We start from the raw sequence: 23,282 nt of genomic DNA, 5'->3' as shown, positions 1-23,282 counted from the left end.
ATTCCATATCGACGTTTTCCCTCAGCGCTCGCTCAGGCGTCCTCCAGGCCGCTCTTCAGCGTTGCCAGGAACGCCTGCGCCGCCCGGGAAGGTTCGCTGGCCGGAAGGATCGCGTGGATTTCCGAGCGTGCGCCGGCCGGCTCGATCTCCAGGTAGCGCACCTCGTTCCGCCAGGCCAGGCAGAGGGTCTCCGGGATCAGCGCGACGCCCATGCCGAGACCGACCATGGCGGCGACGGTCTGCCACAGGCGAGCCTCGTGGCGGATGCGCGGGCTGAAGCCAGCATCCACGCAACGGGCGATGATCAGGTCGTGGTAGTGCGGCGAGACATGGCGCGGGAAGAGGATGAAGTCTTCGTCGCGCAGCTCGGCGAGGTCCAGGCGCGCCTGGCCTGCCAGGCGATGCCCGGCGGGCAGGCAGCAGAGGAACGGGTCGCTGATCAAGGGTTCGGAGACGATTTCCGCCGGCAGCCTGCCCCAGTGCACGAAGCCCAGGTCGATCTGCCCGCGCTGCAACGCCTGGGCCTGCTCCGCGCTGTTCATTTCGCCGAGCACCACCTCCATGTTCGGGTGCTCCCGTTCGAAGCGGGACATGGCCCTGGGCAGGCCGCGGTAGAGCATGGAGTTGACGAAGCCGACGCGCAGCTGGCCGACGTCGCCCTCGGCGGATAGCTGGGTCAGGCGTTTCACCTTCTCTGCCTGCAGCAGCAGATTGCGCGCTTCCACCAGCAGGACCTGGCCGGCGCCAGTGAGCTTCACCGACTTGTTGTTGCGTAGCAGCAATTGGGTTCCGAGCTGTTCCTCCAGCTTCTTGATGTCGAAGCTCAGCGCCGGCTGGGAGATGAACAGGCGAGCCGCGGCGCGACCGAAATGCAGTTCCTCGGCGACCGCGATGAAGTAGCGAAGCTGTCTGAGATCCATGGCAGGCACCTGGTTCTACGATCTGTTTTTCTTATCGTCGATGATTTTTTTTGTATTGGATGCTTATCGAAGCACTCGCCTAGTCTCGGCGCAAGACAAGCAGGAGCCGCGCCATGACCGCCATGCCCGAAGTACTTCGCGAAGATACGCTGAACATTCCCGACAGCCGTGGGCTGAATCTCTACACTTGCGATCCGGCCCTGGAGCGGCTGCTGGAGGTATACCTGCCGCCGGCGTTGCTCGCCGAATGGCGGCCACTCCTCGAACGGCTCGGCGCCCGTGTCGGCGGCGAGCTGGACGTGCTGGCGCTGGCGGCGGACAAGAACCCGCCGGTACTGGCGCCGCGTACCCGCCGCGGCGAGGATTTGCAGAGCATTCGCAAGCATCCGGACTACGTCGCCCTCGAACGGGTGGCCTATGCCGAACTCGGCCTGGCTTCCATGAGCCATCGCCCGGACGGCCCGCCGCCGCTGGTGAAGTACGCGCTCACCCAGCTGTTCGTGCAGGCCGAGTTCGGTCTCTGCTGCCCGGTCAGCATGACCGACTCGCTGACCCGCACCCTGCGCAGGTTCGGCGCGCCGGAACTGGTCGAGCGCTACCTGCCGTCCCTCGCCTCGCGGGATTTCGACGAGCTGTTCCAGGGCGCCATGTTCATGACCGAGCAGGCCGCCGGCTCCGACGTGGCACGGACCCGTACCGTGGCGCGGGAGGAGGGGGGCGAGTGGAAGCTGTACGGCGACAAGTGGTTCTGCTCCAACCCGGACGCCGACCTGGCGATGCTCCTGGCCCGCCCCGAAGGCGCGCCGGAAGGGATGAAGGGCGTGACCCTGTTCCTGTTGCCGAAGGTCCGCGAGGACGGCACGCGCAACGCCTATCGCATCGTCCGCCTGAAGGACAAGCTGGGTAGCCGCTCCATGGCCAGCGGCGAAGTCCGCCTGGAAGGCGCCAGCGCCTACCTGATCGGCGAGATCGGCCGCGGCTTCCAGCAGATGGCCGACATGGTCAACATGTCGCGCCTGTCCAACGGCGTGCGCGCCGCCGGGCTGATGCGCCGGGCGCTGAGCGAGGCGCTGTTCGTCGCCCGCCATCGGCGCGCCTTCGGCAAGCACCTGATCGACATGCCGCTGATGCAGAAGCAGTTGCTGAAGATGATGCTGCCCACCGAACAGGCGCGCTCGATGTTCATGCAGATCGCCACGCTGCTGCCGCACGCCGATGGCGGCGAGGTCGAGGCGCAGAAATGCGTGCGGATCCTTACCCCGCTGATCAAGTTCCGCGCCTGCCGCGATGCGCGACGGGTCACCGGCGACGCCATGGAGGTGCGCGGCGGGGTCGGCTACATCGAGGAATGGAGCGACCCGCGGCTGGTGCGCGACGCCCACCTGGGGTCGATCTGGGAGGGCACCAGCAACATCGTGGCGCTGGACGTCGCCCGTGCGGTGAGCCGCGAACAGGCGCTCGAACCCTTGCAGCGCCACCTGCGCCGGCTGCTGGATGACAGCGACCTGCCAGGGGACGCCCGCGACCTCTTCGACGAACTGCTGGCGCGCGTGGTCGCGACCATGGCCGACGTTGCCGAGCGCCGCCAGGACGAGCAGGTGCGCCAGGCCGGCAGCGCCCTCTACCACCTGTGCACGGCGATCTTCATGGCCTGGGAAGCCAGCCGCCAGGCACCCGACCAGCGCCGCCTGGCCCTGGCCTTCCTGGTCGCCCGGCACAAGCTGCTGCCGCGCGACCCGCTGCGCCTGGAGGGCTGGGCCGACCAGGCCGAACTGCTGGCCAGGGTGGTCGGCGAGGTGCCGCTGAGCCAGGCCGAAGCCATGCAATTGCTGCCGGCCTGACTGCCCGCATTCCCGCTCACTACAACCAGAGAGTCGCCATGACCAATCAGACGGGCGCCCTACGTGGCCTGAAAATCATCGATCTCAGCCGGGTCCTCGGCGGACCCTACTGCTCCCAGGCGCTGGCCGACCACGGCGCCGAGGTGATCAAGCTGGAACCCCTCGGCGGCGACGAGACCCGTGGCTGGGGGCCGCCCTTCGAAGGCGACACGGCGTCCTACTTCAAGGGCGTGAACCGCAACAAGAAGGGCATCGCCGTCGACCTGGCGACGGCGGAGGGCATCGAGCTGCTGCTGCGCTTGCTGGAGGACGCCGACGTACTGCTGGAGAACTTCAAGCCCGGCACCCTGGCGCGCTGGGGGATCGGCTACGAGGAGGTGCTTCGCCAGCGCTTCCCGCGGCTGGTCCACTGCACGGTATCGGGCTTCGGCGCCGACGGCCCGCTCGGCGGCCTGCCCGGCTACGACGCGGCGATCCAGGCGATGGCCGGACTGATGAGCGTGAACGGCGAGGCCGGCGGCGATGCGTTGCGCATCGGCCTGCCGATCGTCGACATGGTCACCGGGCTGAACGCCGTGGCCGGCATCCTCCTCGCCCTCCACGAGCGCCAGGTCAGCGGGTGCGGGCAGTCGGTGGACATCGCCCTGTACGACTGCGGTATTTCCCTGCTGCACCCGCACCTGCCGAACTACTTCGCTTCCGGGCGTACGCCCCGGCGTAGCGGTAACGCCCATCCGAACATCGCGCCCTACGACAGCTACCGCACCGGTAGCGAGCCGATCTTCCTCGCCGTCGGCAACGACCGCCAGTTCGCCCGCCTGTGCGAGTACCTGGGAGCCGATGAACTGCCGGGGGACCCGCGCTTCGCCGACAACGGCAAGCGCTCGGTCAACCGCGAGGCGCTGAAGCGCGCCCTGGAGGGCTACCTGGCGGCCCACGACGGCCGCGAGCTGGCCGAGCGGCTGATCCGTCTCGGCGTACCCTGCGGAGCCATCGCCACGGTGGATCGGGTGGTGGAGCACCCGCATACCCGTCACCGTGGGCTGCTGGTGGATCTCGACGGCTACCGCGGTATCGCCTCGCCGGTGAAGCTCTCGCGTACTCCGGCCAGCTACCGCAGCGCTCCGCCGGCCCTCGGCGAGGACACCCGGGAAGTCCTTGCCGGACTGGGGCTGGGCACCGAGGCGATCGACGCGCTGGTCCGGCGCGGCATCGTCCGCGTCTGAAACCCCGCACGACACGGCCTGCGCCGTGCAATTCAATCCCCGAGCAGTTGGAGATGGCCATGGATTCCTCCCCTGGGGCGGTGAGCCCCGAACTCGTGCTGCTGGAGCGGCCGGAGCAGGGCGTGGCCCTGTTGCGACTGAACCGCCCGGCAGTGCTCAACGCCCTGAACATGCGCCTGCGTGAGGCTCTGGCGGAGCATGTACGGCGCCTCGACGAGTGCGCCGATACCCGGGTCATCGTCCTCACCGGAAATGGCGCGGCGTTCGCCGCCGGCGCCGATCTCAACGAACTGGCGGAGGCGTCCGCGCTGGAGATCCAGCAACGCGGGGTGGAGCGCCACTGGCAGGCGCTCGCTGCCTGCCGCAAGCCGCTGATCGCCGCCGTGGAGGGCCATGCCCTCGGCGGAGGCTGCGAGTTGGCGATGCACTGCGACCTGATCGTCGCCGGCGCCTCGGCGCGCTTCGCCCAGCCGGAAATCCGTGTCGGCGTGATGCCCGGCGCCGGCGGCACCCAGCGCCTGGTGCGAGCGGTGGGCAAGTTCCAGGCGCTGCGCATGCTGTTTACCGGTTGCACGGTACGCGCGCCGGAGGCCCTGGCCATAGGGTTGGTCAGCGAGGTGGTGGCGGATGGCCAGGCATTGGATCGCGCCCTCGAACTGGCTCGCCAGATCGCCGGCCTGCCGCCGCTGGCGCTGGCGCAGATCAAGGAAGTGGTCCTGGCCGGCGCCGACCTGCCGCTGGACCAGGCGCTGGCGCTGGAGCGCAAGGCCTTCCAGTTGCTGTTCGACAGCCACGACCAGAAGGAGGGCATGCGTGCCTTCCTGGAAAAACGCACAGCGGAGTACCTGGGAAAATGAGCGAACCACCGATCGTTCTCATCGGTATCGTCGGTACCGGCGCCATGGGCCAGGGCATCGCCCAGCTCGCTGTCTGTGCCGGGCTGTCGGTGCTGCTCTACGACAGCCGCCAGGGTGGGGCGCTGCAAGCGCGCGAGCAGATCGCCACGGTCCTTGCCCGGCAGGTGGAGCGGGGCCGGCTGGAGGCGGAGGCTGTCGAACGCGCGATGGGCAATCTGCGGGTGGTCGATGATTTGCGGATCCTAGGCGGCTGCCAGTTGGTGATCGAGGCGATCGTCGAGAACCTGGAGGCCAAGCAGGCGTTGTTCCGCCAACTGGAAGAGGTGGTCGGCGACGAAGCGATCCTCGCCAGCAATACCTCCTCGCTGTCGGTTACCGCGATCGCCTCGGTCTGTCGCGATCCCGGCCGGGTCGCCGGTCTGCACTTCTTCAATCCGGTGCCGCTGATGCGTCTGGTGGAGGTGATCGAGGGTCTCGCCACCCGCACCGGCATCGCCGAGCGACTGTGCGCCCTGGTGGCGACCTTCGGCCACCAGGCGGTGCGTGCCACGGACAGCCCCGGCTTCATCGTCAACCATGCCGGACGGGCCTTCGGCACCGAGGCGCTGCGTATCCTCGGCGAGGGTGTGGCTTCGGTGGCGGCGATCGACGAGGTCCTGCGCGAGGGCGCCGGCTTCCGCATGGGCCCGTTCGAGCTGTTCGACCTGGTCGGGCTGGATGTCAGCCTGCCGGTGATGGAGTCGATCTACCGGCAGTACTACGAGGAACCGCGTTATCGTCCGCATCCCTTGCTGCGCCAGATGCTTGCCGCCGGCCGCCTGGGGCGCAAGAGCGGCCAGGGCTTCTACCGCTACGACGGCGCCGGGCAGGTGCCCGTCGCCGCCCCGGTGGTTGCGCCAGGCGCGGCGTTGCCGCCGGTGTGGCTGGGCGTCGACGACGAACACGACCGCGCGCCGTTGCTGGCGTTGCTACAACGTCTGGGCGCCGAGGTGGAGAGCGGCGAGCGTCCTTCCGGCGCGGCGTTGTGCCTGCTTGCGCCGCTGGGCGCCGACGTCAGCGCCGCAGCGCGGCGGTTCGCCGTCGATCCGACGCGGAGCCTGGCCATCGACGTGTTGTCGGACCTGGAGCGACACCGCTGCCTGATGTCCTGCCCGGCGACCCGAGCGGAGCTGCGGCAGGCCGCTCGCACCCTGTTCGCTCGGGACGGCGCGAGCGTCACGCTGATCCGCGACAGTGCCGGGTTCATCGTCCAGCGCACCCTCGCCTCGATCGTCAATCTCGCCTGCGACATCGCCCAGCAGGGTATCGCCTCGGTGGAGCACATCGACCTGGCGGTGCGCCTCGGTCTCGGCTATCCGCTGGGGCCGCTGGAGTGGGGCGACCGCCTGGGCGCCGGGCGCGTGCTGCGCATCCTCGAACGCCTGCATGCGCTCAGCGGCGACCCGCGCTATCGCCCCAGCCCCTGGCTGCGCCGGCGCGCCCAACTGGGCCTTTCCCTGCGCCAGCCGGACAGCCCGTTGGCCTCCTGATCCCTTCGCGGAGAAACACGCCATGCTCGATGCCTATATCTACGCCGGCTTGCGTACGCCTTTCGGCCGACATGCCGGTGCACTCTCGACGGTGCGTCCGGACGACCTGGCCGGCCTGCTGCTGGCGCGCATCGCGGAAACCTCCGGGTTCGCCGTCGACGACCTGGAGGATGTGATCCTCGGTTGCACCAACCAGGCCGGCGAAGACAGTCGCAACCTGGCGCGCAACGCGCTGCTCGCAGCCGGCCTGCCGGCGCGGCTGCCCGGGCAGACGGTCAACCGCTTGTGTGCCAGCGGACTGTCGGCGGTGATCGACGCGGCGCGCGCGATCAGTTGCGGCGAGGGTCGGCTGTACCTGGCCGGCGGCGCCGAAAGCATGTCCCGGGCGCCGTTCGTCATGGCCAAGGCGGAGAGCGCCTTCAGCCGCACGCTGGAGGTCTTCGACAGCACCATCGGCGCGCGCTTCGCCAACCCCAGGCTGGTCGAGCGCTATGGCAACGACAGCATGCCGGAGACCGGCGACAACGTGGCCCGCGCCTTCGGCATCGCTCGCGAGGACGCCGACCGTTTCGCCGCTTCTTCCCAGGCACGCTACCAGGCTGCGCTGGAGGAGGGCTTTTTCCTCGGCGAGATCCTTCCGGTGGAGGTGCACGTCGGACGCAAGGGCGAGACGCGGCTGGTGGAGCGCGACGAGCATCCGCGGCCGCAGGCCGACCTGGCGGCCCTGGCGCGCTTGCCGGCGTTGTTCGCCGGTGGGGTAGTGACCGCCGGTAATGCGTCGGGGATCAACGACGGGGCGGCGGTAGTGCTGCTGGGCGACCGCGCGATCGGCGAGCGCGAGGGCATCCGGCCGCTGGCGCGGATCCTCGCCAGCGCCAGCGTCGGCGTCGAGCCGCGGTTGATGGGCATCGGTCCGCAGCAGGCGATCCTCCGCGCGCTGCAACGCGCCGGCATCGGCCTGGACGAGGTCGGCCTGATCGAGATCAACGAAGCCTTCGCGCCGCAGGTCCTGGCCTGCCTGAAGTTGCTCGGCCTGGACTACGAGGACCCGCGGGTCAATCCCCATGGCGGCGCCATCGCCCTCGGTCATCCGCTCGGCGCCTCCGGTGCGCGCCTGGTGCTCACCGCCGCCCGCGGGCTGCAACGCATCGAGCGGCGCTACGCGGTGGTCAGCCTGTGCGTCGGGCTCGGCCAGGGCGTGGCGATGGTGATCGAGCGCTGCCGATGAGACACCGTTCCCCCTAGAAAAAGAGGCGCCCAGGCGCCCGTTCGGAGTGCGTATGAACAACAACAAGAAATGCGCGTTTTTCCTGCTGCCGATCCTTGCCGGCGATAGCGTTCCCGCCCTGGCCGAGGGCTTCCTCGAAGACTCGCGGGCCAGCCTGGCCTTGCGCAACTTCTACATGAACCGCGACTTCCGCGATGGCGCGGGGCGTGCGAAAAGCGAGGAGTGGGCCCAGGGCTTTCTCTTCGACTACCGCTCGGGCTATACCGAGGGCACCCTCGGCGTCGGTCTCGACCTGCTGGGCAAGTTTGGCGTACGACTCGATTCCGGCGCGGGGCGTAGCGGCACCGGCCTGCTTCCGCTTCGCGACGATGGCAGCGCGGCGGGCGACTACGCGCGGCTGGACGCGACCGCCAAGCTGCGCCTGTCGCGCAGCGAACTGAAGGTCGGCGGCCTGGTGCCGAAGCTACCGACCATTCAGCCCAACTACGGGCGGCTATTCCCCCAGGTGTTCCAGGGCGCGCTGCTGACTTCCGGCGAACTGAGCGGACTGAGCCTGAACCTGGGACGGCTGACCGAGGTCAGCCAGCGCAACGAGGCGGGCACCAGCGACCTGGCGCTGTTCAACCGCAACCGGCGTTTCGCCGGCGCGGCGCAGGCGCACCGTTTCGACCTGGCCGGGCTGGATTACCGTATCGCCCCGGACTGGACCGGCAGCTACCACTATGGCGAACTGGAGCAGGTCTACGCCCAGCATTTCCTCGGTCTCAAGGGGCGCATCGGCGTCGCCGCGGACAGCCTGGAGAGCGACTTGCGCCTGGCGCTCAGCCGGGATACCGGCGGCGCTCGCGGTGGGCGCATCGACAACCGTTCCTTCAGCGGGTTGCTCACCTACCGCCTGCGCAACGGCCAGGCCTTCGGCCTGGGCTACCAGCGGATGAGCGGCGAGCACGGTTTCCCCTACCTGGAGGGGACCGATCCGTACCTGGTCAATTTCGGCCAGTACAACGACTTCGCCGAGGCCGGCGAGTCCTCCTGGCAACTGCGCTACGACTGCGACTTCGCGCCGCTCGGGGTGCCCGGCCTGAGCCTGATGACGCGCTATTTCAGCGGCCACGGTGCGAAGCCGAAGGGCGCCGACGGCAGTCGCGAGTGGGAACGCGACAGCGACCTGCGCTACGTGTTGCAGGGCGGTCCGCTGCAGGGACTGGGGCTGGTCTGGCGCAACGCTACCTACCGTTCGGCCTTCAGCCGCGACATCGACGAGAACCGCCTGTACCTGACCTATGAGCTGCCGCTGTTCTGAGCCGCTCAGCCCTTGGCGGCGCTGACCCCTTCGAGGGTGGCGAAGGAGGTGTCCTTGGCGGTGAGCAGGAAGTCGCGCATGAATGGCGCATCGAACATGTCCGTGCGGATGGCGGCGAAGAGCGTGCAGTACAGGCCCTTTTCACCGAGGCGCCGGGCCGTCACGTAGCCGCGCGAGCTGTACTCGTGCAGGGCCCAGTTGGGCAGGCAGCAGACGCCGCGACCGGAGGCCACCAGTTGCATCATCATCACGGTCAGCTCGGCTATGCGCACCTGCGCCGGCTCCACGTCGGCGGGGTCGAGGAAGCGGGTGAAGACGTCGAGACGGTCGCGTTCCACCGGATAGGTGATCAGGGTTTCCCGCTCCAGGTCCTCCGGAACGACGTACGGTCGACCAGCCAGGGCATGCTGGTTGGCCACCGCCAGCAGCGCTTCGTAGGTGAACAGTGGCACGTAGGTGATGCCGGGCAACTCCACCGGGTCGGCGGTCACCACCAGGTCGAGGTCGCCGCGGGCCAGCGCCGGCAGCGGCGCGAAGGAGAAGCCCGAGGCCAGGTCCAGTTCGACTTCCGGCCAGGCGTCGCGGAACTGGTCGATGGTCGGCATCAGCCACTGGAAGCAACTGTGGCATTCGATGGCCATGTGCAGGCGTCCGGCGGTACCGCCGGCGAGCCGCGCCAGGTCGCGCTCGGCGGTGCGTAGCTGGGGCAGCAGCGAGTCGGCCAGTTGCAGCAGGCGCAGCCCGGCGCTGGTGAAGCGTACCGGCTTGGTCTTGCGCACGAACAGTTGCATGCCCAGGCGTTCTTCCAGTTCCTTGAACTGGTGCGACAGTGCCGACTGGGTAAGGTGCAGGCGCTCGGCGGCCTCCACCAGGCTGTCGGCTTCGCGCAGCGCGTGTAGGGTCTTGAGGTGGCGAAGTTCGAGCATGACGGCCTCTGTATGAGCAAAACTTGATAGCGATGCGGATTCGTTGAGTTTGTCTCATACGCCAGGGGCTGTCGACAAGCGATGGCCTCGATCCCGCAGAGCGCGCGATCGGGAAGCGACGGGGAGAATAGCCCGGCACACGGGACGGCGGCCCTGAGCAGCGGCGCAACGCCGCAGAGCCACAACGCCACGACCGCCTGGCGGCATTCATCAAACTGTCACGCTACTGTGGCAGCGCGCTGGACGAAATTTAATCAGAATCGCGTTCCACTGGGGTTTTGCGTTCTGGGTTTTCTTCATGCGTGCTTTCATCTTCCTGGCCGCCTTGTTGTGCAGCCTCTCCACCTTTGCGGCGGCGCGTTGCGACGCACGCGTACCCACCGAGACGGTCGAACTGGGGGACGTGCGCCTGGCCTACCAGAGCATCGGCCGCGACAGCGATCCGGCCCTGCTGCTGGTGATGGGCCTGGGCGGGCAACTGATCCACTGGCCGGACGAGGTGGTCAGCGCCCTGTGCGAGCAAGGCTTCCGGGTGATCCGCTACGACAACCGCGACGTCGGCCTGTCGGCCTGGAACGTGCCGGTGCCCAGCTCGCGGCTGACCTACGAAGTGGTGCGTTATCGCCTCGGCCTGCCGGTCAGCGCGCCCTATACCCTCACCGACATGGCCGGCGATGCGCTGCATCTGCTCGACGCGCTGGATATCCCCCAGGCCCATGTGCTCGGCGCCAGCATGGGCGGGATGATCGCCCAGCACATCGCCGACATGGCGCCGCAGCGCCTGCTCAGCCTGACCCTGGTGATGACCAGCTCCGGCGCCGAAGGCCTGCCGGCGCCCAGCGAGTCGCTGCTGCGCCTGCTGGCGCGGCGCGAGGCGGCCAGCCGCGAGCAGGCGGTCGAGCAGCAGGCCGACCTGCTGGCGGCGCTGGGCAGCCCGGAAGTGCGCGACGATCGCCAGCAACTCCTGTTGCAGGCCGCACGTTCCTACGACCGCGCGTTCAACCCGGAAGGCGTGCAGCGGCAACTGCTGGCGATCCTCGCCGAACCCAGCCGGGTGCCGCTGCTGAACCGTCTGCAGGTGCCGACCCTGGTGATCCATGGCACCGCCGATCCGCTGCTGCCGGTGATGCACGGCGTGCACGTGGCGGCGCATATCCGGGGCTCGGAGCTGAAGCTGATCCCCGGTCTCGCCCATCGCTTCCAGGAAGCCTTCAAGGAGCCGTTGCTGGCGGCGGTGGTGCCTTACCTGAAGGCCCATCGGCAGGCCAGCATCGTCCAGCTCTGAAGCCGCCCTCGTGGTCTCAGGCGTGCAGGCGTACCCAGAGGCCCACCAGCACGCTTGCCGCCACCAGCCAGGCCAGCGCCGCCAGGGCCAGCGAGGTCTCCAGGCGGAAGCGCTCGACCAGCAGGTAGAGCGCGGCGAGATAGACGAAGTAGGGGATGATCGACCACATGCCGAAGACGATGGTGGTCTTCAGGTCGTCCAGCGAACGGCCCTTGCCGACGATGTAGTGGGCAATCAGGGCGAAGGTGGGAAACAGCGGCACCAGGCCGGCGATGTAGTAGTTGCGGGTCTTCGACAGGACGGCGAGGAGCACGACCACGGCGGCGCCGATCAGCGCCTTGAACATCAGGTCCACGGGATTCTCGACTGCGGCGGCGCCACCGGCTTGGTGGCGTCGCGCATTATGCCCGGATCGTCCCGTACCCTTCCATAACGAACGAGGCCCGCCAATGCGGGCCTCGACGTTTCTGGCTGGCGCTCAGGCCGCATGCACCCGCGGGCGATGCGGATGCTCGCTCTGCAGGTACTGGCCGAGACGTACCTGCTGGCTCGGCGAGAGGAACAGGCCGAGCTTGCTGCGGCGCCAGAGGATGTCCTCGGCGTCCTGGGCCCACTCGTGCTTGCACAGGTAGTCCACTTCGCGGGCATACAGGCCGCCGCCCAGGTGCTCGCCGAGATCGGCTTCGCCATTGACCCCGTCCAGCAGGCGCCATACCCGGGTGCCATAGGTGCGCGCCCAGCGCAGCGCCAGTTCGCGGTCGAGCCAGGCGTAGCGGTTGGCCAGTTGCTCGGTGAGCGCCTCGACGCTCTGCATCTGCTCGCCGCCCGGCAGCGGTGCCTTGGCGGTCCAGGCCGGGCCGAGATTGGCGAAGAACGGCTGGAGCTGCGCCAGCGCCGATTCGGCCAGCTTGCGGTAGGTGGTCAGCTTGCCGCCGAACACCGAGAGCAGCGGCGGCTCGCCGTTGCCGGCGGAGAGCGACAGGGTGTAGTCGCGGGTGATCGCCGAAGGCTCGTCGGACTCGTCGTCGCACAGCGGACGCACGCCGGCGAAGCTGTGCAGGATGTCGGCGGCCACGAGCTGCTGCTTGAAATGGGCGTTCACCACTTGCAGCAGGTAGGCGGTTTCCTCTTCGCTGATCGCCACCTTGGCCGGGTCGCCCTGATACTCGCGATCGGTGGTGCCGATCATGGTGAAGCGGTCCAGATAGGGGATGGCGAAGACGATGCGGCGGTCTTCGTTCTGCAGGATATAGGCGTGCTCGCCTTCGTACAGCTTCGGCACGATGATGTGGCTGCCCTGGATCAGGCGGATACCGTAGGGCGACTTCTGTTTCAGGTCGTCCTGGATGAAGCGCGCTACCCAGGGACCGGCGGCGTTCACCAGGGCGCGGGCGCGGATCGAATACAGGCTGCCGTCGCTGCGCTCCAGGTGCAGGTGCCAGAGTCCCTTGCTGCGACGGGCGCTGACGCAGCGGGTGCGGGTATGGACGTGGGCGCCGTGCTCGCGGGCGGAGATCGCGTTGAGCACCACCAGGCGCGCATCGTCCACCGCGCAGTCGGAGTACTCGAAGCCACGGCGGATCTCGGACTTCAGCGGGCTGCTGCCGGTGAAGCGCAGGCCGCGCGAGGCGGGCAGCTTCTCGCGCTTGCCGAGGTGATCGTAGAGGAACAGGCCGGCGCGGATCATCCAGGCCGGGCGCAGGTGCGGACGGTGCGGCAGGACGAAGCGCAGCGGCTTGACGATGTGCGGCGCCTTGGCCAGCAGGACCTCGCGCTCGGCCAGGGCTTCGCGGACCAGGCGGAATTCGTAGTGTTCGAGGTAGCGCAGGCCTCCGTGGATCAGCTTGCTGCTGGCCGAGGAGGTGTGCTGGGCCAGGTCGTGCTGTTCGCAAAGGAACACGGACAGGCCGCGCCCGGCTGCGTCGGCGGCGATCCCTACACCGTTGATGCCACCGCCGACCACGGCGACATCGTAGACTTCGGCGAGTGGAGCGGAGGGGGTGTGCGCTTGACTCATGTGAAAGGCCCTGAAGTCGAAAGTGAACGTAGTTTTGTTCGAATTCGAAAATAGCTTAGTCGATTGCGCAGTTATTGACCAGCCCGATTCACCAGGCTTTTTCAATTTCGAAGGGTTGCCCGGGCGCTACCGGTTTGCCCGTCCGCGCGCGAACAGCCCCAATTCCGCATGCGGGAAAGCGGCCGCCGAGGATCGCGGCGCATGGACAGGCGTCGGCAGGTGGTTTTTCTGAAACGAACATTCACGGCGCCGAATGGCGCCGTGGCAGGGGAGATCCCTCAGACCAGGTCCAGGTGAACCTTGTGCTGTGCCATCAGGCGGGCGATGGCGGCGGGCGGCGGGCTGTCGCTGATGACCCGGTTGACCAGCGAGATCGGTCCCAGGCGGACCACTGCGTTGCGTCCGAACTTGCTCGAGTCGGCGGCCAGGAACACTTGCCGCGCGTTGTCGATGATCGCCTGGGATACGCGCACTTCCTGGTAGTCGAAGTCGAGCAGGCTGCCATCCTCGTCGATGCCGCTGATGCCGACCAGGGCGAAGTCGACGCGGAACTGCTGGATGAAGTCCACCGCGGCCTGGCCGACGATGCCGCCGTCGCTGCGTACGGTGCCGCCGGCGACCAGCACTTCGAAGTCTTCCTTGGCGCTGAGGGTGGCGGCCACGTGCAGGTTGTTGGTGATGATCTTCAGGTTGCGGTGGTTGAGCAGGGCGCGGGCGATGGCCTCGGTGGTGGTGCCGATGTTGATGAACAGCGAGGCGTTGTCCGGCACCAGGCTGGCCACGGCTTCGGCGATGCGCTGCTTCTCGTCGCGCATCTGGTCGGCGCGCATGGTGTAGGCGGTGTTCTCGATGCTCGAATCGTAGGCCGCACCGCCGTGGTAGCGGCGCAGCAGTCCCTGTTCGGCGAGCTGGTTGATGTCGCGGCGGATGGTCTGCGGGGTGACCGCGAACATCTGCGCCATCTCCTCGATGCTCAGGTAACCGCGCTCGCGGACCTCCTCGATGATGCTTTGCTGTCGGGGGGGCAGGTTCATTGGTTGTTCTCGTGCTGCCGGGCCGGGACCCTGGAAAGTCGCCAAGAATGCCGCACGAGGGGGGCCGTTGTCAGCCGTGCATGAGTCGTAGAGGGCGCCGCGGCGGCACCCGGCCGCCGCGCGCAAACGTTACCCAGGGCATGCCAGAGCGGCGCGCGGGAACACGCCATTCGCCGCATCGCGGCGGACGAATGGCGCCAGCTCGTCACAGTTCGCCGTCGTCCCAGCCGCGAGTGCGCTCCACCGCTTTCTTCCAGCCGGCATAGAGCTTTTCGCGCCGGGGCTCGTCGCACTCCGGCTCGAACACTCGCTCGATCACCGCCTTGCTCTTCAGCTCGTCCAGGCTGCTCCAGAAGCCGCAGGCCAGGCCGGCCAGGTAGGCGGCGCCGAGGGCGGTGGTCTCGCGCATCACCGGACGTTCCACGCGGGTGCCGAGGATGTCGGCCTGGAACTGCATGAGGAAGTTGTTGGCCACCGCCCCGCCGTCGACGCGCAGGGCGCGCAGGCGTTCGCCGGCATCGCGCTGCATGGCGTCGAGCACGTCGCGGGTCTGGTAGGCGATGGATTCCAGGGTGGCGCGGATCAGGTGGTCGGCCTTGACTCCACGGGTCAGGCCGAACACTGCGCCGCGCGCATAGGGGTCCCAATAGGGCGCGCCGAGTCCGGTGAAGGCCGGTACCAGGTAGACGCCGTTGCTGTCCTTGACCTTGGTGGCGAAGTATTCGGAATCGAAGGAGTCGTTGATCACCTTCAGTTCGTCGCGCAACCACTGCACCGTGGAACCGCCGTTGAACACCGCGCCCTCCAGGGCGTAGCCGACCTCGCCGCGCGGACCGCAGGCGATGGTGGTGAGCAGGCCATGGGTGGACTTCACCGCCTTGTCGCCGGTGTGCATCAGCAGGAAGCAGCCGGTGCCGTAGGTGTTCTTCGCCTGGCCCGGTTCCACGCACATCTGGCCGAACAGGGCGGCCTGCTGGTCGCCGGCGATCCCGGCGATCGGCAGCTCGCCGCCGCCGACCCCGCCGATCCGGGCGTTGCCGTAGACCTCGGAAGAGTTGCGCACCTCGGGCAGCATCGAGCGGGGAATGTCGAGCACCTCGAGCATCCGCGCGTCCCAGTCGAGGCTGTGGATGTTGAACAGCATGGTCCGAGAGGCATTGGTGTAATCGGTGACGTGGACCTTGCCTTCGGTGAGCTTCCAGATCAGCCAGGTGTCGATGGTGCCGAACAGCAGGTCGCCGTTGCGCGCGCGTTCGCGGGCGCCTTCGACGTTGTCGAGGATCCACTTCAGCTTGGTTCCGGAAAAGTACGGGTCGGTGACCAGCCCGGTGGTTTCGCGAATGTAGTCTTCCAGCCCATCGCGCTTGAGCTGCGCGCAGATCGCGGCGCTGCGCCGGCACTGCCAGACGATGGCGTTGTGGATCGGCCGACCGCTGTGACGGTCCCAGACCACCGTAGTCTCGCGCTGGTTGGTGATGCCGATGGCGGCCACCTGGTCGTGCTCGATGCTGGCCTGGGCGAGGGCCTCGACCAGGGTCGAGCTCTGCGTTGCCCAGATTTCCATCGGATCGTGCTCGACCCAGCCGGCCTGCGGATAGAACTGGGCGAACTCGCGCTGGGCCTGGCTGACCACGTTGGCATCGCGGTCGAAGACGATGGCGCGGGAGCTGGTGGTGCCCTGGTCCAGGGCGACGACGTATTTCTTGTTGTGCTTGTCGGTCATGGCTGTGGCCTTGTGGCTATGGCAGGAAAGAGCGGGCGGTCAGGAAGCGCGAACCTTCTCCGGCTCGGCTTCGGACGGCGCCGCGGCGCTCGGCAGATGGCGCGCGATCAGTACACGATAGCCGCCGGCGCCGAGGCAGGCACCGAGGACCGGGGCGAAGATCGGCACCAGGAAATAGGGAATCTCGCGGCCGCCGGTGAAGGCGATGGGCCCCCAGCCGGCCAGGTAGGTCATCAGCTTGGGGCCGAAGTCGCGCGCCGGGTTCATCGCGAAACCGGTCAGCGGGCCCATGGCGCTGCCGATCACGGCGATCAGCAGGCCGATCAGCAGCGGCGCCAACGGACCGCGCGGCAGGCCGTTGCCGTCGTCGGTGAGGGCCATGATCACCGCCATCAGGATCGCGGTGATCACCATCTCGACGAGGAACGCCTGGCCGACCGACAGCGCCGGGTGCGGATAGGTGGAGAACACCGAGGCCAGGGCCAGGCTGTCCTGGCTGCCGCGGATGATGTGCTGCGCCTGTTCGAACTCGATGAACAGGCTGCTGTAGAGGGTGTAGACCAGCGCCGCCGCACAGAACGCGCCGGCCACCTGGGCGGCCATGTAGAACGGCAGCTTGCGCCCCTCGAAGCCGGCGAACAGCCATAGCGCGATGCTCACCGCCGGGTTCAGGTGGGCGCCGGAGACGCCGGCGCTGAGGTAGATGCCCAGGCTGACGCCGCCCCCCCAGATGATGCTGATTTCCCACAGGCCGAAGCTGGCGCCGGCGACCTTCAGGGCCGCGACGCAACCGGTGCCGAAGAAGATGAGGAGGGCGGTGCCGAGGAACTCGGCCAGGCATTGGCCGAACAGGGACGGGGTCGGGGCGGCGGTGGTCATGGGGTCTCTCTTGTCTGTTCTTGTAATTATGGCGGGCAGCCGTGAAAATTGTTCAGTTTCGAAAAAATATATTCACAAAGGAATGCTGTCAAAGCGCGAAGATGAACGTTTGTCCGAAAAACGACCCTCCGGTTTCGTTTTCGCGGCCAATCGAATATCGCTACCGAGGCAAGCGGGCCGCGGCATCGGCGCCCGTGCAGCAGGGGCGCCGATGGCTTAAGGTAGGCGCCGGTTTTCAGCCAACGTTCTTCTCCGGGAGTGACTATGACCCCTGCCATCGACCTGCTGAAAAAGGCCCGCGCCGAGCACAAGGTGCTCAGCTACAGCCACGACCCCAAGGCACCTTCCTATGGCCTGGAGGCCGCGGAAAAGCTCGGCCTGGACCCGCAGCGGGTGTTCAAGACGCTGCTCGCCGCCACGGAGAAGGGCGAGCTGCTGGTGGCGGTGGTGCCGGTGATCGGCAGTCTCGACCTGAAGGCCCTGGCCCATGCGGCGGGGGCGAAGAAGGCCGACATGGCCGATCCGCAGGCGGCGCAGCGGGCCACCGGCTACCTGGTGGGCGGGATCAGCCCGCTGGGGCAGAAGAAGCGCCTGCGTACCTTCATCGATGAAAGTGCGCGGCAGTACCCGAGCATCCATGTCAGCGCAGGACGGCGCGGGCTGGAAGTGGAGTTGGCGGCCGAGGTGCTGGCCCAGCTGACCCAGGGTTCGTTCGCCGCCATCGGCCGCGAATGAGCCGCTAATCCCGCCGGCCTAGCGATCGGCATTCGTCTTACTTTTCAATCTGTCAGGTTTTCCATGTCCCACTATCTCCTCGCCATCGACCAGGGCACCACCAGCTCCCGCGCCATCGTGTTCAGTGCCCAGGGCTTGCCGGTGGCGAGCTGCCAGCAGGAATTCAAGCAGTACTTCCCGAAGGACGGCTGGGTGGAGCACGACGGCGAGGAAATCTGGTTGACCACCCTCCAGGTCTGTCGCGACGCGCTCGCCCGCAAGGGCTTGCGCGCGGCCGACATCGCCGCCATCGGCATCACCAACCAGCGCGAGACCACGCTGGTCTGGGACGCCGCCAGCGGCGACCTGATCCACCCGGCCATCGTCTGGCAGGATCGCCGTACCGCCGACTACTGTGCCGAACTCAAGGCCGCCGGCCACGAGGCGAACGTCAGCGCGCGTACCGGGCTGCTGATCGATCCGTATTTCTCCGCTACCAAGCTGCGCTGGATCCTCGACAACGTGCCCGGCGCCCGCCAGCGCGCCGAACGCGGCGAGCTGCGCTTCGGCACCGTCGACTGCTTCCTGCTCTGGCGCCTGACCGGCGGCCGCTCCCACCGCACCGACGCGACCAACGCTTCGCGTACCCTGCTGTTCAACATCCACAGCCAGGACTGGGACGAGGAATTGCTGGCGCTGTTCGAGATCCCGCGCAGCCTGCTGCCGGAAGTGCTCGACTGCGCGGCCGAGTTCGGCGTCAGCGAGCCGTCGCTGCTTGGCGCGGCGATCCCGGTGCTGGGCATGGCCGGCGACCAGCAGGCCGCGCTGATCGGCCAGGCCTGCTTCCAGCCGGGCATGGTGAAGAGCACCTACGGCACCGGTTGCTTCATGATCCAGAACACCGGCGAACACCCGGTGACCTCGCAGAACCGCCTGCTCACCACGGTCGGCTACCGCCTTGACGGCAAGGTCAGCTACGCGGTGGAGGGCAGCATCTTCGTCGCCGGCGCCGCGGTGCAATGGCTGCGCGACGGCATCAAGCTGATCGACCACGCCCACGAGAGCGAAGCCCTGGCGATCCAGGCCGGCGACTCCAACGGCGTCTACCTGGTGCCGGCCTTCACCGGCCTCGGCGCGCCCTACTGGGACCCGAAGGCGCGCGGCGCGATCTTCGGCCTGACCCGCGACACCGGGATCAAGGAGATCGTCACCGCCGGCCTGCAATCGGTCTGCTACCAGACCCGCGACCTGCTCGAAGCGATGCGCCAGGACGGCACGCCGCCCAGCGCGCTGCGGGTGGACGGCGGGATGGTGGTGAACAACTGGGTGATGCAATTCCTCACCGACATCCTCGGTGTCACCGTGGAGCGCCCGGAAGTCACCGAGACCACCGCCCTCGGCGTGGCCTACATGGCCGGGCTGAAGGCCGGCTTCTATCGCGACCTGGACGACATTGCCAGCCACTGGCACCTGCAGCGCCGCTTCGCCGCGCATATGGCCGAGGAGCGCCGCGGCGAACTCTACGCCGGCTGGCAGAATGCGGTGCGACGGGTGCGCAGCGAGGCCTGAGCGGCGTTCGCGGAAAAAGGCGGCGATTTTGCCGGCGGCTTCACAACGCCGGCAGGTCGTCGCAAACGCCCGCTCGGGCAATGGGTCGAAGGCAGGGTGAAGTCCCACTGTTACGATCGGAAAAGATCGCACTGTATCGCCCATCCCGGAGCCTGCGGCGGCATGCTGGGGCGATCGTTCCCAGGAGGTCTGCCATGCAGCTCGAATACCACCAGGTCGACGCGTTTTCTTCCCGCCCGTTCAGCGGCAATCCCGCCGTGGTCTATCGCCTCGATGCCTGGCTGGCGGACGAACTGATGCAGATGATCGCGACCGAGCACAACCTCTCCGAGACCGCCTTCGTCGTTCGCGAAGGAGAGGCCTGGCGGATCCGCTGGTTCACCCCGAGCGTCGAGGTGGCGCTCTGCGGCCACGCCACACTGGCTGCGGCCCACGTACTGTTCGAGGTCTACGACGAGCCGGGCGAGCGCCTGGAATTCATCTCGCGCTCCGGTGCGCTGCGGGTCAGCCGCGAGGACGTGCGGCTGCTCCTGGATTTCCCCGCGCAGTATCCGAGCGAGGTCGGTAGCACCGTCGAACTGGAGCAGGCTCTCGGCCTGCCGCCGGTGGACGTGCTGGGCTCCACCGACAAGCTTCTGGTGTTGCTCGAGTCCGAAGAGGCGGTGCGCGCCTGTCGCCCCGACTTCGCAGCCCTTGCGCGGCTGCCCTGGCGTGGAGTGATCGTTACCGCGCGGGGCCAGCAGAAGGATTTCGTCTCGCGTTTCTTCGCCCCGGCGATGGGCGTCGACGAAGACCCGGTCACCGGCTCCGCGCATTGCAGCCTGATTCCCTACTGGGCCCAGCGCTTGAACAAACTGTCGCTGACCGCCCAGCAGTGCTCGGCGCGCGGCGGCGAGCTGTGGTGCCGGCTGGAGGGCGAGCGGGTGAGTATCGCCGGGCAGGCGGTGCTGGTGGCGAGCGGAAGGATTCGATTGGGCTGAGGGGCGTTTCAGGAGGGGGGATGTCCTCGTGCATGCCAGACCTTCACAAGCTGATGCCTGGTCTCGTAGAGCAGATAACCGCTCGCGATTATCCGCAGGTGCCCCGGGAGTAACGGCGGATGACGCCTGTGGTGGTATTCGCCCTAAAGGCCGCAGAGGATGCGGGATAGCACTCGTGCGCCGACGCTTGGCTGCCTAGACAGCAGTGCACGGCACGGGGGCGTCGTTTAGAGCCTGAGCGGGCTTCAAGTTTGCTGGGTAGGCTGTTTCCCGTGCCTGCCTCGACTGCTTGTTTTGCTTTCCCTGGCGAGTTCCTTTTGCAAGCGCCTGTACGGATCGGAGACATGGTGGACACTGGGTGGACCGGCGCGGGCACGCCGTCCATGCCCTATCTGCTGAGCACACTGGACACCGTGGCGTGGAGATATAACGTTCCCGAAGCGGTGTTTCCTGAAGCCCTCGTGCCGGGCATGCGCGAGATCGGTGCCCGTACCACCATGAACCTATGGGGTAACGTGTACCCGCGCGGTGGCCTGTTGCACCAGAGCGACGACCACAAAGCCGCTGCCGTGGTGGCCCAACGTGCCGGGGATATTGTCACCCGTCGCGGCCAACTGCATGTCTATCAACCCCTACTCGCCAACTCCCAACCCGGCTACTGGCCAGCCGGGGCGCTGCTGGAGGGACGTGGCTCGACCGGTAAGTGGCAGGAGTTGGCTCCTCAACTGTCCACCAGTTGCGAGGTATTCCCGAACAACCGCTTCCTCCGCCAGGCTCAGCGGGGCGACTACGCGTGGGCGCTGTGGCGTCCCTACAGCTGCTGCAAGCGCCGCGGCCAGGTGTTCCTGGGCTCGACGGCTTTCCAGTAGCGGGGACACCATGATGATTTCCTGGCATATGAAGGCTTCCGTACGTTCGTCGCGCCGCCGCGGTATCGCGCCGCTCGCCGGCCTGCTCGCTCTGGCCACCACGCTGGCATTGGCGCAGAACGGCGGATTCCAGTACACCGGTAGTGTCATCGGCGACGAAGTCATGTACTCAGTCGGCGGTGGCAATGCTGTGTCAATGAGCGGGGCGGCGGGCATGCGCTCCATCGGCGTCGGAGCAGGATGGAACAGCAACCTGATCTGTGGCGACATGAGCCTCAGCACGGCCATCCAGAACCAACTCAATGGTGTTACCAGCGGCTTCCAGAACATCATGTCATCGGTGATACAGAGCGCGACGGGGGCGGTGGCCTCGTTGCCGGCACTGTTGATCCGGCGCGCCGATCCGGGCTTGTACAACCTGTTGACCAATGGTGTGCTGCAAGCGCGACTGGATTTCGACCGCTCCAAGCTGACTTGTCGCGCGATGGCGGAAAGGATGGCTGACGTGGCGGGCGATCAACTGGGGTGGAGCCAACTGGCCGAAGGCATGGCCCTGCGCACTGCGGTGGCCAGCTCGGATGCGGCGTGGGCCGTGGAGCAAGCCGAGAAGAGCCATGGCAACCAGGGCGTGCCCTGGGTCGGCGGTGGCAATGCCGGCGGCGCCGGCCAGGCGCCGGTCAAGGTTGTGGGCGACGTGACCCGCGCCGGCTGCAACCTGGTCAATGACGCTCAACCACCCTCGCATCCAACTGGGTGCGAGACGTCACTCTTCGGCACCGCTGGTTTCGCCGTCATCAAATGCGGATTGGACGGCTTCCAGGATACGGGCCGCCCGGTGTTCGTCTTCGAGCTGCGGGTACTGCTTCTTGAGCTTTCCGGAGATTTTCCAGCCGTTCTCCTTGACGGAGCGGATGATGCGATTCGCGTCCGGATCCGGCATCTCGACGACTTCCTTGAGTCGCTCCAGCGCAAGCTGGAAGACCATCAGGACCTTGGCTTCTTCAGCCATCTCCTCCCGGACCGTGTGTGCGACGACGCGAGCGGTATACAGCACGTGCTCGGTGAGGTCCGGGTAACGCCAGGCGAATCGCGCATCGACGTAGTCGTCGAAGACGAGATTGCTTGGCGTACCGTCCTCATAGGTCACCAGTTCGCCAAAGCGGTAGGAGGTCGCATACCTGCGCATGAACGGACGGGAGAACACCTCCAGTGCTCGGTCGTAGCCCGAGCGGAACTCGGCCGAACTCGTAATGGTAGCCGACACGGGCAAGATCACGCCTTCCGGCACGGCCTTGTCCCGTACGAGTGTGTCGTTGATCAGGAACCGGTGGATGCGGCCGTTGCCGTCGCGCATCGGGTGGATGTAGACGAAACCGAACGCCAGCACCGCGGCGCGCGCAAGGGGCTCTGCGCCTCGAGTCGCCTGCTCGAAGTCATTCAGACCTGCGAGCATCGGCGCCAGGTCATCGAAATGCGGGGCAATGTAGTGCACGATGTTCTCCCGCATCGTGGCCTGGCCGACGAAGACGGGCGAGCGTCGCAGTCCGAGCCCGAACGCATCATGGCCCAGGATCTCGGCCTGCAGGGTGTGCAGACTCTGGTCGCTCAGCGGGTCCTGAATATGGCCGCAGTGCTGGGCGATGACGTGGGCGAACCGTTGGATGCGACCAGTCTGGTCTGCCTCTTTTTCGATCAGGAAGCTCGCGCGTGATTCCTTGAAGGTCAACCAACTGGCTGTGCGTTGGAGAATGTCGGCGCCATAAGTGCGGTCCAGCTCGTCGAGCGCGGCGCCGAGGTCGAATTGAAGCACCTCCTGAACTGCCGGCGTACGGCGAACCATAGGGCAAAATTCGACTGTTCCCGGCAGGTTGTTGTTGATGCGCCAGCGGCGCGCTCGCGTCGACTCCGTCCGGGTGAGGTATTTGTCTGCTGCAATGGCATCGACATAGCCGCCGTTGGTGACGTCTGGCACGTCCAACTGCTGCCCGGTCAACCACTCGTAGAAGAAACCCGTGCGGCGAGCGTACTGTCCGAACGGCTCGCGCCTGCACCAAGCCTCGATCGGCTGTGGACCGACCACGGCGAACAAGCGTGCGAAGAACTCCAGATGGATCTCTTCATACTTGAGGCCGAACTCGAAATGGCCGGCGAAGTCGTCGTTAGGACGGTAGTGCGCCGGATACCGGTTCTCAACCAGGTCCCCGGTGTCGCGGCTCATGCGACTTGTGCCGAGCGTGGAGTCGACGCGCAGGGGTTGCGCCAGCGCGATGCCGTACTGTGCGGCGAGAGCCTTGAATCCAACCTGCATGTGGAAATCCTTTAACGGGCGCACCAAAACGTTAATTTTGAGCCAATGATATCCCAAAACGATAAAATCAAGGT

General features: G+C 67.2%; 18 protein-coding genes and 2 pseudogenes. 12 read left to right on the top strand and 8 right to left on the bottom strand.

Annotation, left to right across the window (positions count from 1 at the left end; genetic code table 11):
- Positions 1-32 precede the first annotated feature (32 nt).
- Positions 33-920, bottom strand: coding sequence for a LysR family transcriptional regulator (locus HMPREF2886_RS25805; protein WP_033975640.1), 888 nt, complete (start codon positions 918-920; stop codon positions 33-35).
- A gap of 113 nt (positions 921-1,033) precedes the next feature.
- Between HMPREF2886_RS25805 and HMPREF2886_RS25800 the strand changes: the two genes are divergently transcribed.
- The 6 genes from HMPREF2886_RS25800 to HMPREF2886_RS25775 are packed head-to-tail and all read left to right on the top strand — an operon-like array spanning position 1,034 to position 8,904.
- Complete coding sequence (locus tag HMPREF2886_RS25800) at positions 1,034-2,761, top strand: acyl-CoA dehydrogenase family protein (protein ID WP_070748645.1); 1,728 nt, start codon at positions 1,034-1,036, stop codon at positions 2,759-2,761.
- Positions 2,762-2,799: 38 nt separating this feature from the next.
- The gene (locus HMPREF2886_RS25795; RefSeq protein WP_070748643.1) at positions 2,800-3,987 is read left to right on the top strand and encodes a CaiB/BaiF CoA transferase family protein; all 1,188 of its coding nucleotides are present in this window, start codon (positions 2,800-2,802) and stop codon (positions 3,985-3,987) included.
- Positions 3,988-4,046: 59 nt separating this feature from the next.
- On the top strand, positions 4,047-4,844 hold the full coding sequence (locus tag HMPREF2886_RS25790) for an enoyl-CoA hydratase (RefSeq protein WP_083318616.1): 798 nt from the start codon (positions 4,047-4,049) through the stop codon (positions 4,842-4,844).
- Positions 4,841-6,373: a 3-hydroxyacyl-CoA dehydrogenase gene (locus HMPREF2886_RS25785; RefSeq protein WP_057388739.1), complete on the top strand. Its 1,533-nt coding sequence runs from the start codon at positions 4,841-4,843 to the stop codon at positions 6,371-6,373. The genes HMPREF2886_RS25790 and HMPREF2886_RS25785 overlap by 4 nt, the downstream gene beginning before the upstream one ends.
- A 22-nt stretch (positions 6,374-6,395) precedes the next feature.
- Positions 6,396-7,601 carry a 3-oxoadipyl-CoA thiolase gene (locus tag HMPREF2886_RS25780; RefSeq protein WP_070748639.1) on the top strand — a complete coding sequence of 402 codons (1,206 nt, stop codon included), beginning with the start codon at positions 6,396-6,398 and terminating at the stop codon, positions 7,599-7,601.
- Positions 7,602-7,653: 52 nt separating this feature from the next.
- The gene (locus HMPREF2886_RS25775) at positions 7,654-8,904 is read left to right on the top strand and encodes an OprD family porin (RefSeq protein WP_070748637.1); all 1,251 of its coding nucleotides are present in this window, start codon (positions 7,654-7,656) and stop codon (positions 8,902-8,904) included.
- Between the two features lie 5 nt (positions 8,905-8,909).
- Here the strand turns inward: HMPREF2886_RS25775 and metR are convergent, their stop codons facing one another.
- Positions 8,910-9,830: a transcriptional regulator MetR gene (metR, locus tag HMPREF2886_RS25770; RefSeq protein ID WP_003092181.1), complete on the bottom strand. Its 921-nt coding sequence runs from the start codon at positions 9,828-9,830 to the stop codon at positions 8,910-8,912.
- Between the two features lie 298 nt (positions 9,831-10,128).
- Here metR and HMPREF2886_RS25765 point away from each other — a divergent pair, with 298 nt between their 5' ends.
- Complete coding sequence (locus HMPREF2886_RS25765) at positions 10,129-11,115, top strand: alpha/beta fold hydrolase (protein ID WP_033970078.1); 987 nt, start codon at positions 10,129-10,131, stop codon at positions 11,113-11,115.
- A gap of 16 nt (positions 11,116-11,131) precedes the next feature.
- Here HMPREF2886_RS25765 and HMPREF2886_RS25760 read toward each other — a convergent pair whose 3' ends face one another.
- From HMPREF2886_RS25760 to glpF, 5 genes are all read right to left on the bottom strand, one after another.
- Complete coding sequence (locus tag HMPREF2886_RS25760) at positions 11,132-11,461, bottom strand: GlpM family protein (protein WP_003119370.1); 330 nt, start codon at positions 11,459-11,461, stop codon at positions 11,132-11,134.
- 132 nt (positions 11,462-11,593) lie between these two features.
- Positions 11,594-13,132: a glycerol-3-phosphate dehydrogenase gene (glpD, locus tag HMPREF2886_RS25755; RefSeq protein ID WP_033970079.1), complete on the bottom strand. Its 1,539-nt coding sequence runs from the start codon at positions 13,130-13,132 to the stop codon at positions 11,594-11,596.
- Positions 13,133-13,410: 278 nt separating this feature from the next.
- Complete coding sequence (locus HMPREF2886_RS25750) at positions 13,411-14,166, bottom strand: DeoR/GlpR family transcriptional regulator (protein WP_003092173.1); 756 nt, start codon at positions 14,164-14,166, stop codon at positions 13,411-13,413.
- Positions 14,167-14,371: 205 nt separating this feature from the next.
- Entirely contained in the window at positions 14,372-15,889 is a 1,518-nt protein-coding gene (gene glpK / locus HMPREF2886_RS25745; protein WP_003092168.1) for a glycerol kinase GlpK, read from the bottom strand.
- A gap of 39 nt (positions 15,890-15,928) precedes the next feature.
- On the bottom strand, positions 15,929-16,768 hold the full coding sequence (gene glpF, locus HMPREF2886_RS25740; protein ID WP_070748635.1) for a glycerol uptake facilitator protein GlpF: 840 nt from the start codon (positions 16,766-16,768) through the stop codon (positions 15,929-15,931).
- Positions 16,769-17,032: 264 nt separating this feature from the next.
- On the opposite strand from glpF, the gene ybaK reads away from it, so the two are divergent.
- The 5 genes and pseudogenes from ybaK to HMPREF2886_RS33825 all read left to right on the top strand — a co-directional run.
- Complete coding sequence (gene ybaK / locus HMPREF2886_RS25735; protein ID WP_003092163.1) at positions 17,033-17,503, top strand: Cys-tRNA(Pro) deacylase; 471 nt, start codon at positions 17,033-17,035, stop codon at positions 17,501-17,503.
- A 63-nt stretch (positions 17,504-17,566) separates the two neighbouring features.
- A complete protein-coding gene (glpK, locus tag HMPREF2886_RS25730) occupies positions 17,567-19,051 on the top strand; it encodes a glycerol kinase GlpK (RefSeq protein WP_033970082.1) in 1,485 nt (494 codons plus the stop codon).
- Between the two features lie 194 nt (positions 19,052-19,245).
- Positions 19,246-20,031, top strand: a complete 786-nt coding sequence (locus HMPREF2886_RS25725; RefSeq protein WP_057388232.1) for a PhzF family phenazine biosynthesis protein — start codon at positions 19,246-19,248, stop codon at positions 20,029-20,031.
- Between the two features lie 365 nt (positions 20,032-20,396).
- Positions 20,397-20,900, top strand: a pseudogene (locus HMPREF2886_RS25720) (TIGR03756 family integrating conjugative element protein); the annotation flags it as partial.
- 13 nt (positions 20,901-20,913) lie between these two features.
- Positions 20,914-21,628: pseudogene (locus HMPREF2886_RS33825) on the top strand (integrating conjugative element protein); the annotation flags it as partial.
- Positions 21,629-21,663: 35 nt separating this feature from the next.
- Here HMPREF2886_RS33825 and HMPREF2886_RS25710 read toward each other — a convergent pair.
- Positions 21,664-23,208 (bottom strand): Fic family protein, encoded by a 1,545-nt coding sequence (locus HMPREF2886_RS25710; protein WP_058179151.1) that lies wholly within the window; start codon positions 23,206-23,208, stop codon positions 21,664-21,666.
- Between the last annotated feature and the right edge of the window lie 74 nt (positions 23,209-23,282).

Origin of the sequence: Pseudomonas sp. HMSC066A08, from assembly GCF_001813025.1 — a bacterium.
Taxonomy (GTDB): domain Bacteria; phylum Pseudomonadota; class Gammaproteobacteria; order Pseudomonadales; family Pseudomonadaceae; genus Pseudomonas; species Pseudomonas aeruginosa.
The sequence above is the reverse complement of the archived record's forward strand: the minus strand, read 5'-3'. Positions and strand labels throughout refer to the sequence as shown.

Bases quoted from the DNA above. Each gene is read 5' to 3' on its own strand.
- HMPREF2886_RS25750 (WP_003092173.1), bottom strand. From the start codon at position 14,166: ATGAACCTGCCCCCCCGACAGCAAAGCATCATCGAGGAGGTCCGCGAG.
- HMPREF2886_RS25800 (WP_070748645.1), top strand. From the start codon at position 1,034: ATGACCGCCATGCCCGAAGTACTTCGCGAAGATACGCTGAACATTCCC.
- HMPREF2886_RS25760 (WP_003119370.1), bottom strand. From the start codon at position 11,461: ATGTTCAAGGCGCTGATCGGCGCCGCCGTGGTCGTGCTCCTCGCCGTC.
- HMPREF2886_RS25805 (WP_033975640.1), bottom strand. From the start codon at position 920: ATGGATCTCAGACAGCTTCGCTACTTCATCGCGGTCGCCGAGGAACTG.
- HMPREF2886_RS25795 (WP_070748643.1), top strand. From the start codon at position 2,800: ATGACCAATCAGACGGGCGCCCTACGTGGCCTGAAAATCATCGATCTC.
- HMPREF2886_RS25785 (WP_057388739.1), top strand. From the start codon at position 4,841: ATGAGCGAACCACCGATCGTTCTCATCGGTATCGTCGGTACCGGCGCC.
- HMPREF2886_RS25790 (WP_083318616.1), top strand. From the start codon at position 4,047: ATGGATTCCTCCCCTGGGGCGGTGAGCCCCGAACTCGTGCTGCTGGAG.
- HMPREF2886_RS25775 (WP_070748637.1), top strand. From the start codon at position 7,654: ATGAACAACAACAAGAAATGCGCGTTTTTCCTGCTGCCGATCCTTGCC.
- HMPREF2886_RS25710 (WP_058179151.1), bottom strand. From the start codon at position 23,208: ATGCAGGTTGGATTCAAGGCTCTCGCCGCACAGTACGGCATCGCGCTG.
- HMPREF2886_RS25765 (WP_033970078.1), top strand. From the start codon at position 10,129: ATGCGTGCTTTCATCTTCCTGGCCGCCTTGTTGTGCAGCCTCTCCACC.
- glpF (WP_070748635.1), bottom strand. From the start codon at position 16,768: ATGACCACCGCCGCCCCGACCCCGTCCCTGTTCGGCCAATGCCTGGCC.
- glpK (WP_033970082.1), top strand. From the start codon at position 17,567: ATGTCCCACTATCTCCTCGCCATCGACCAGGGCACCACCAGCTCCCGC.
- ybaK (WP_003092163.1), top strand. From the start codon at position 17,033: ATGACCCCTGCCATCGACCTGCTGAAAAAGGCCCGCGCCGAGCACAAG.
- HMPREF2886_RS25725 (WP_057388232.1), top strand. From the start codon at position 19,246: ATGCAGCTCGAATACCACCAGGTCGACGCGTTTTCTTCCCGCCCGTTC.
- metR (WP_003092181.1), bottom strand. From the start codon at position 9,830: ATGCTCGAACTTCGCCACCTCAAGACCCTACACGCGCTGCGCGAAGCC.
- glpK (WP_003092168.1), bottom strand. From the start codon at position 15,889: ATGACCGACAAGCACAACAAGAAATACGTCGTCGCCCTGGACCAGGGC.
- HMPREF2886_RS25780 (WP_070748639.1), top strand. From the start codon at position 6,396: ATGCTCGATGCCTATATCTACGCCGGCTTGCGTACGCCTTTCGGCCGA.
- glpD (WP_033970079.1), bottom strand. From the start codon at position 13,132: ATGAGTCAAGCGCACACCCCCTCCGCTCCACTCGCCGAAGTCTACGAT.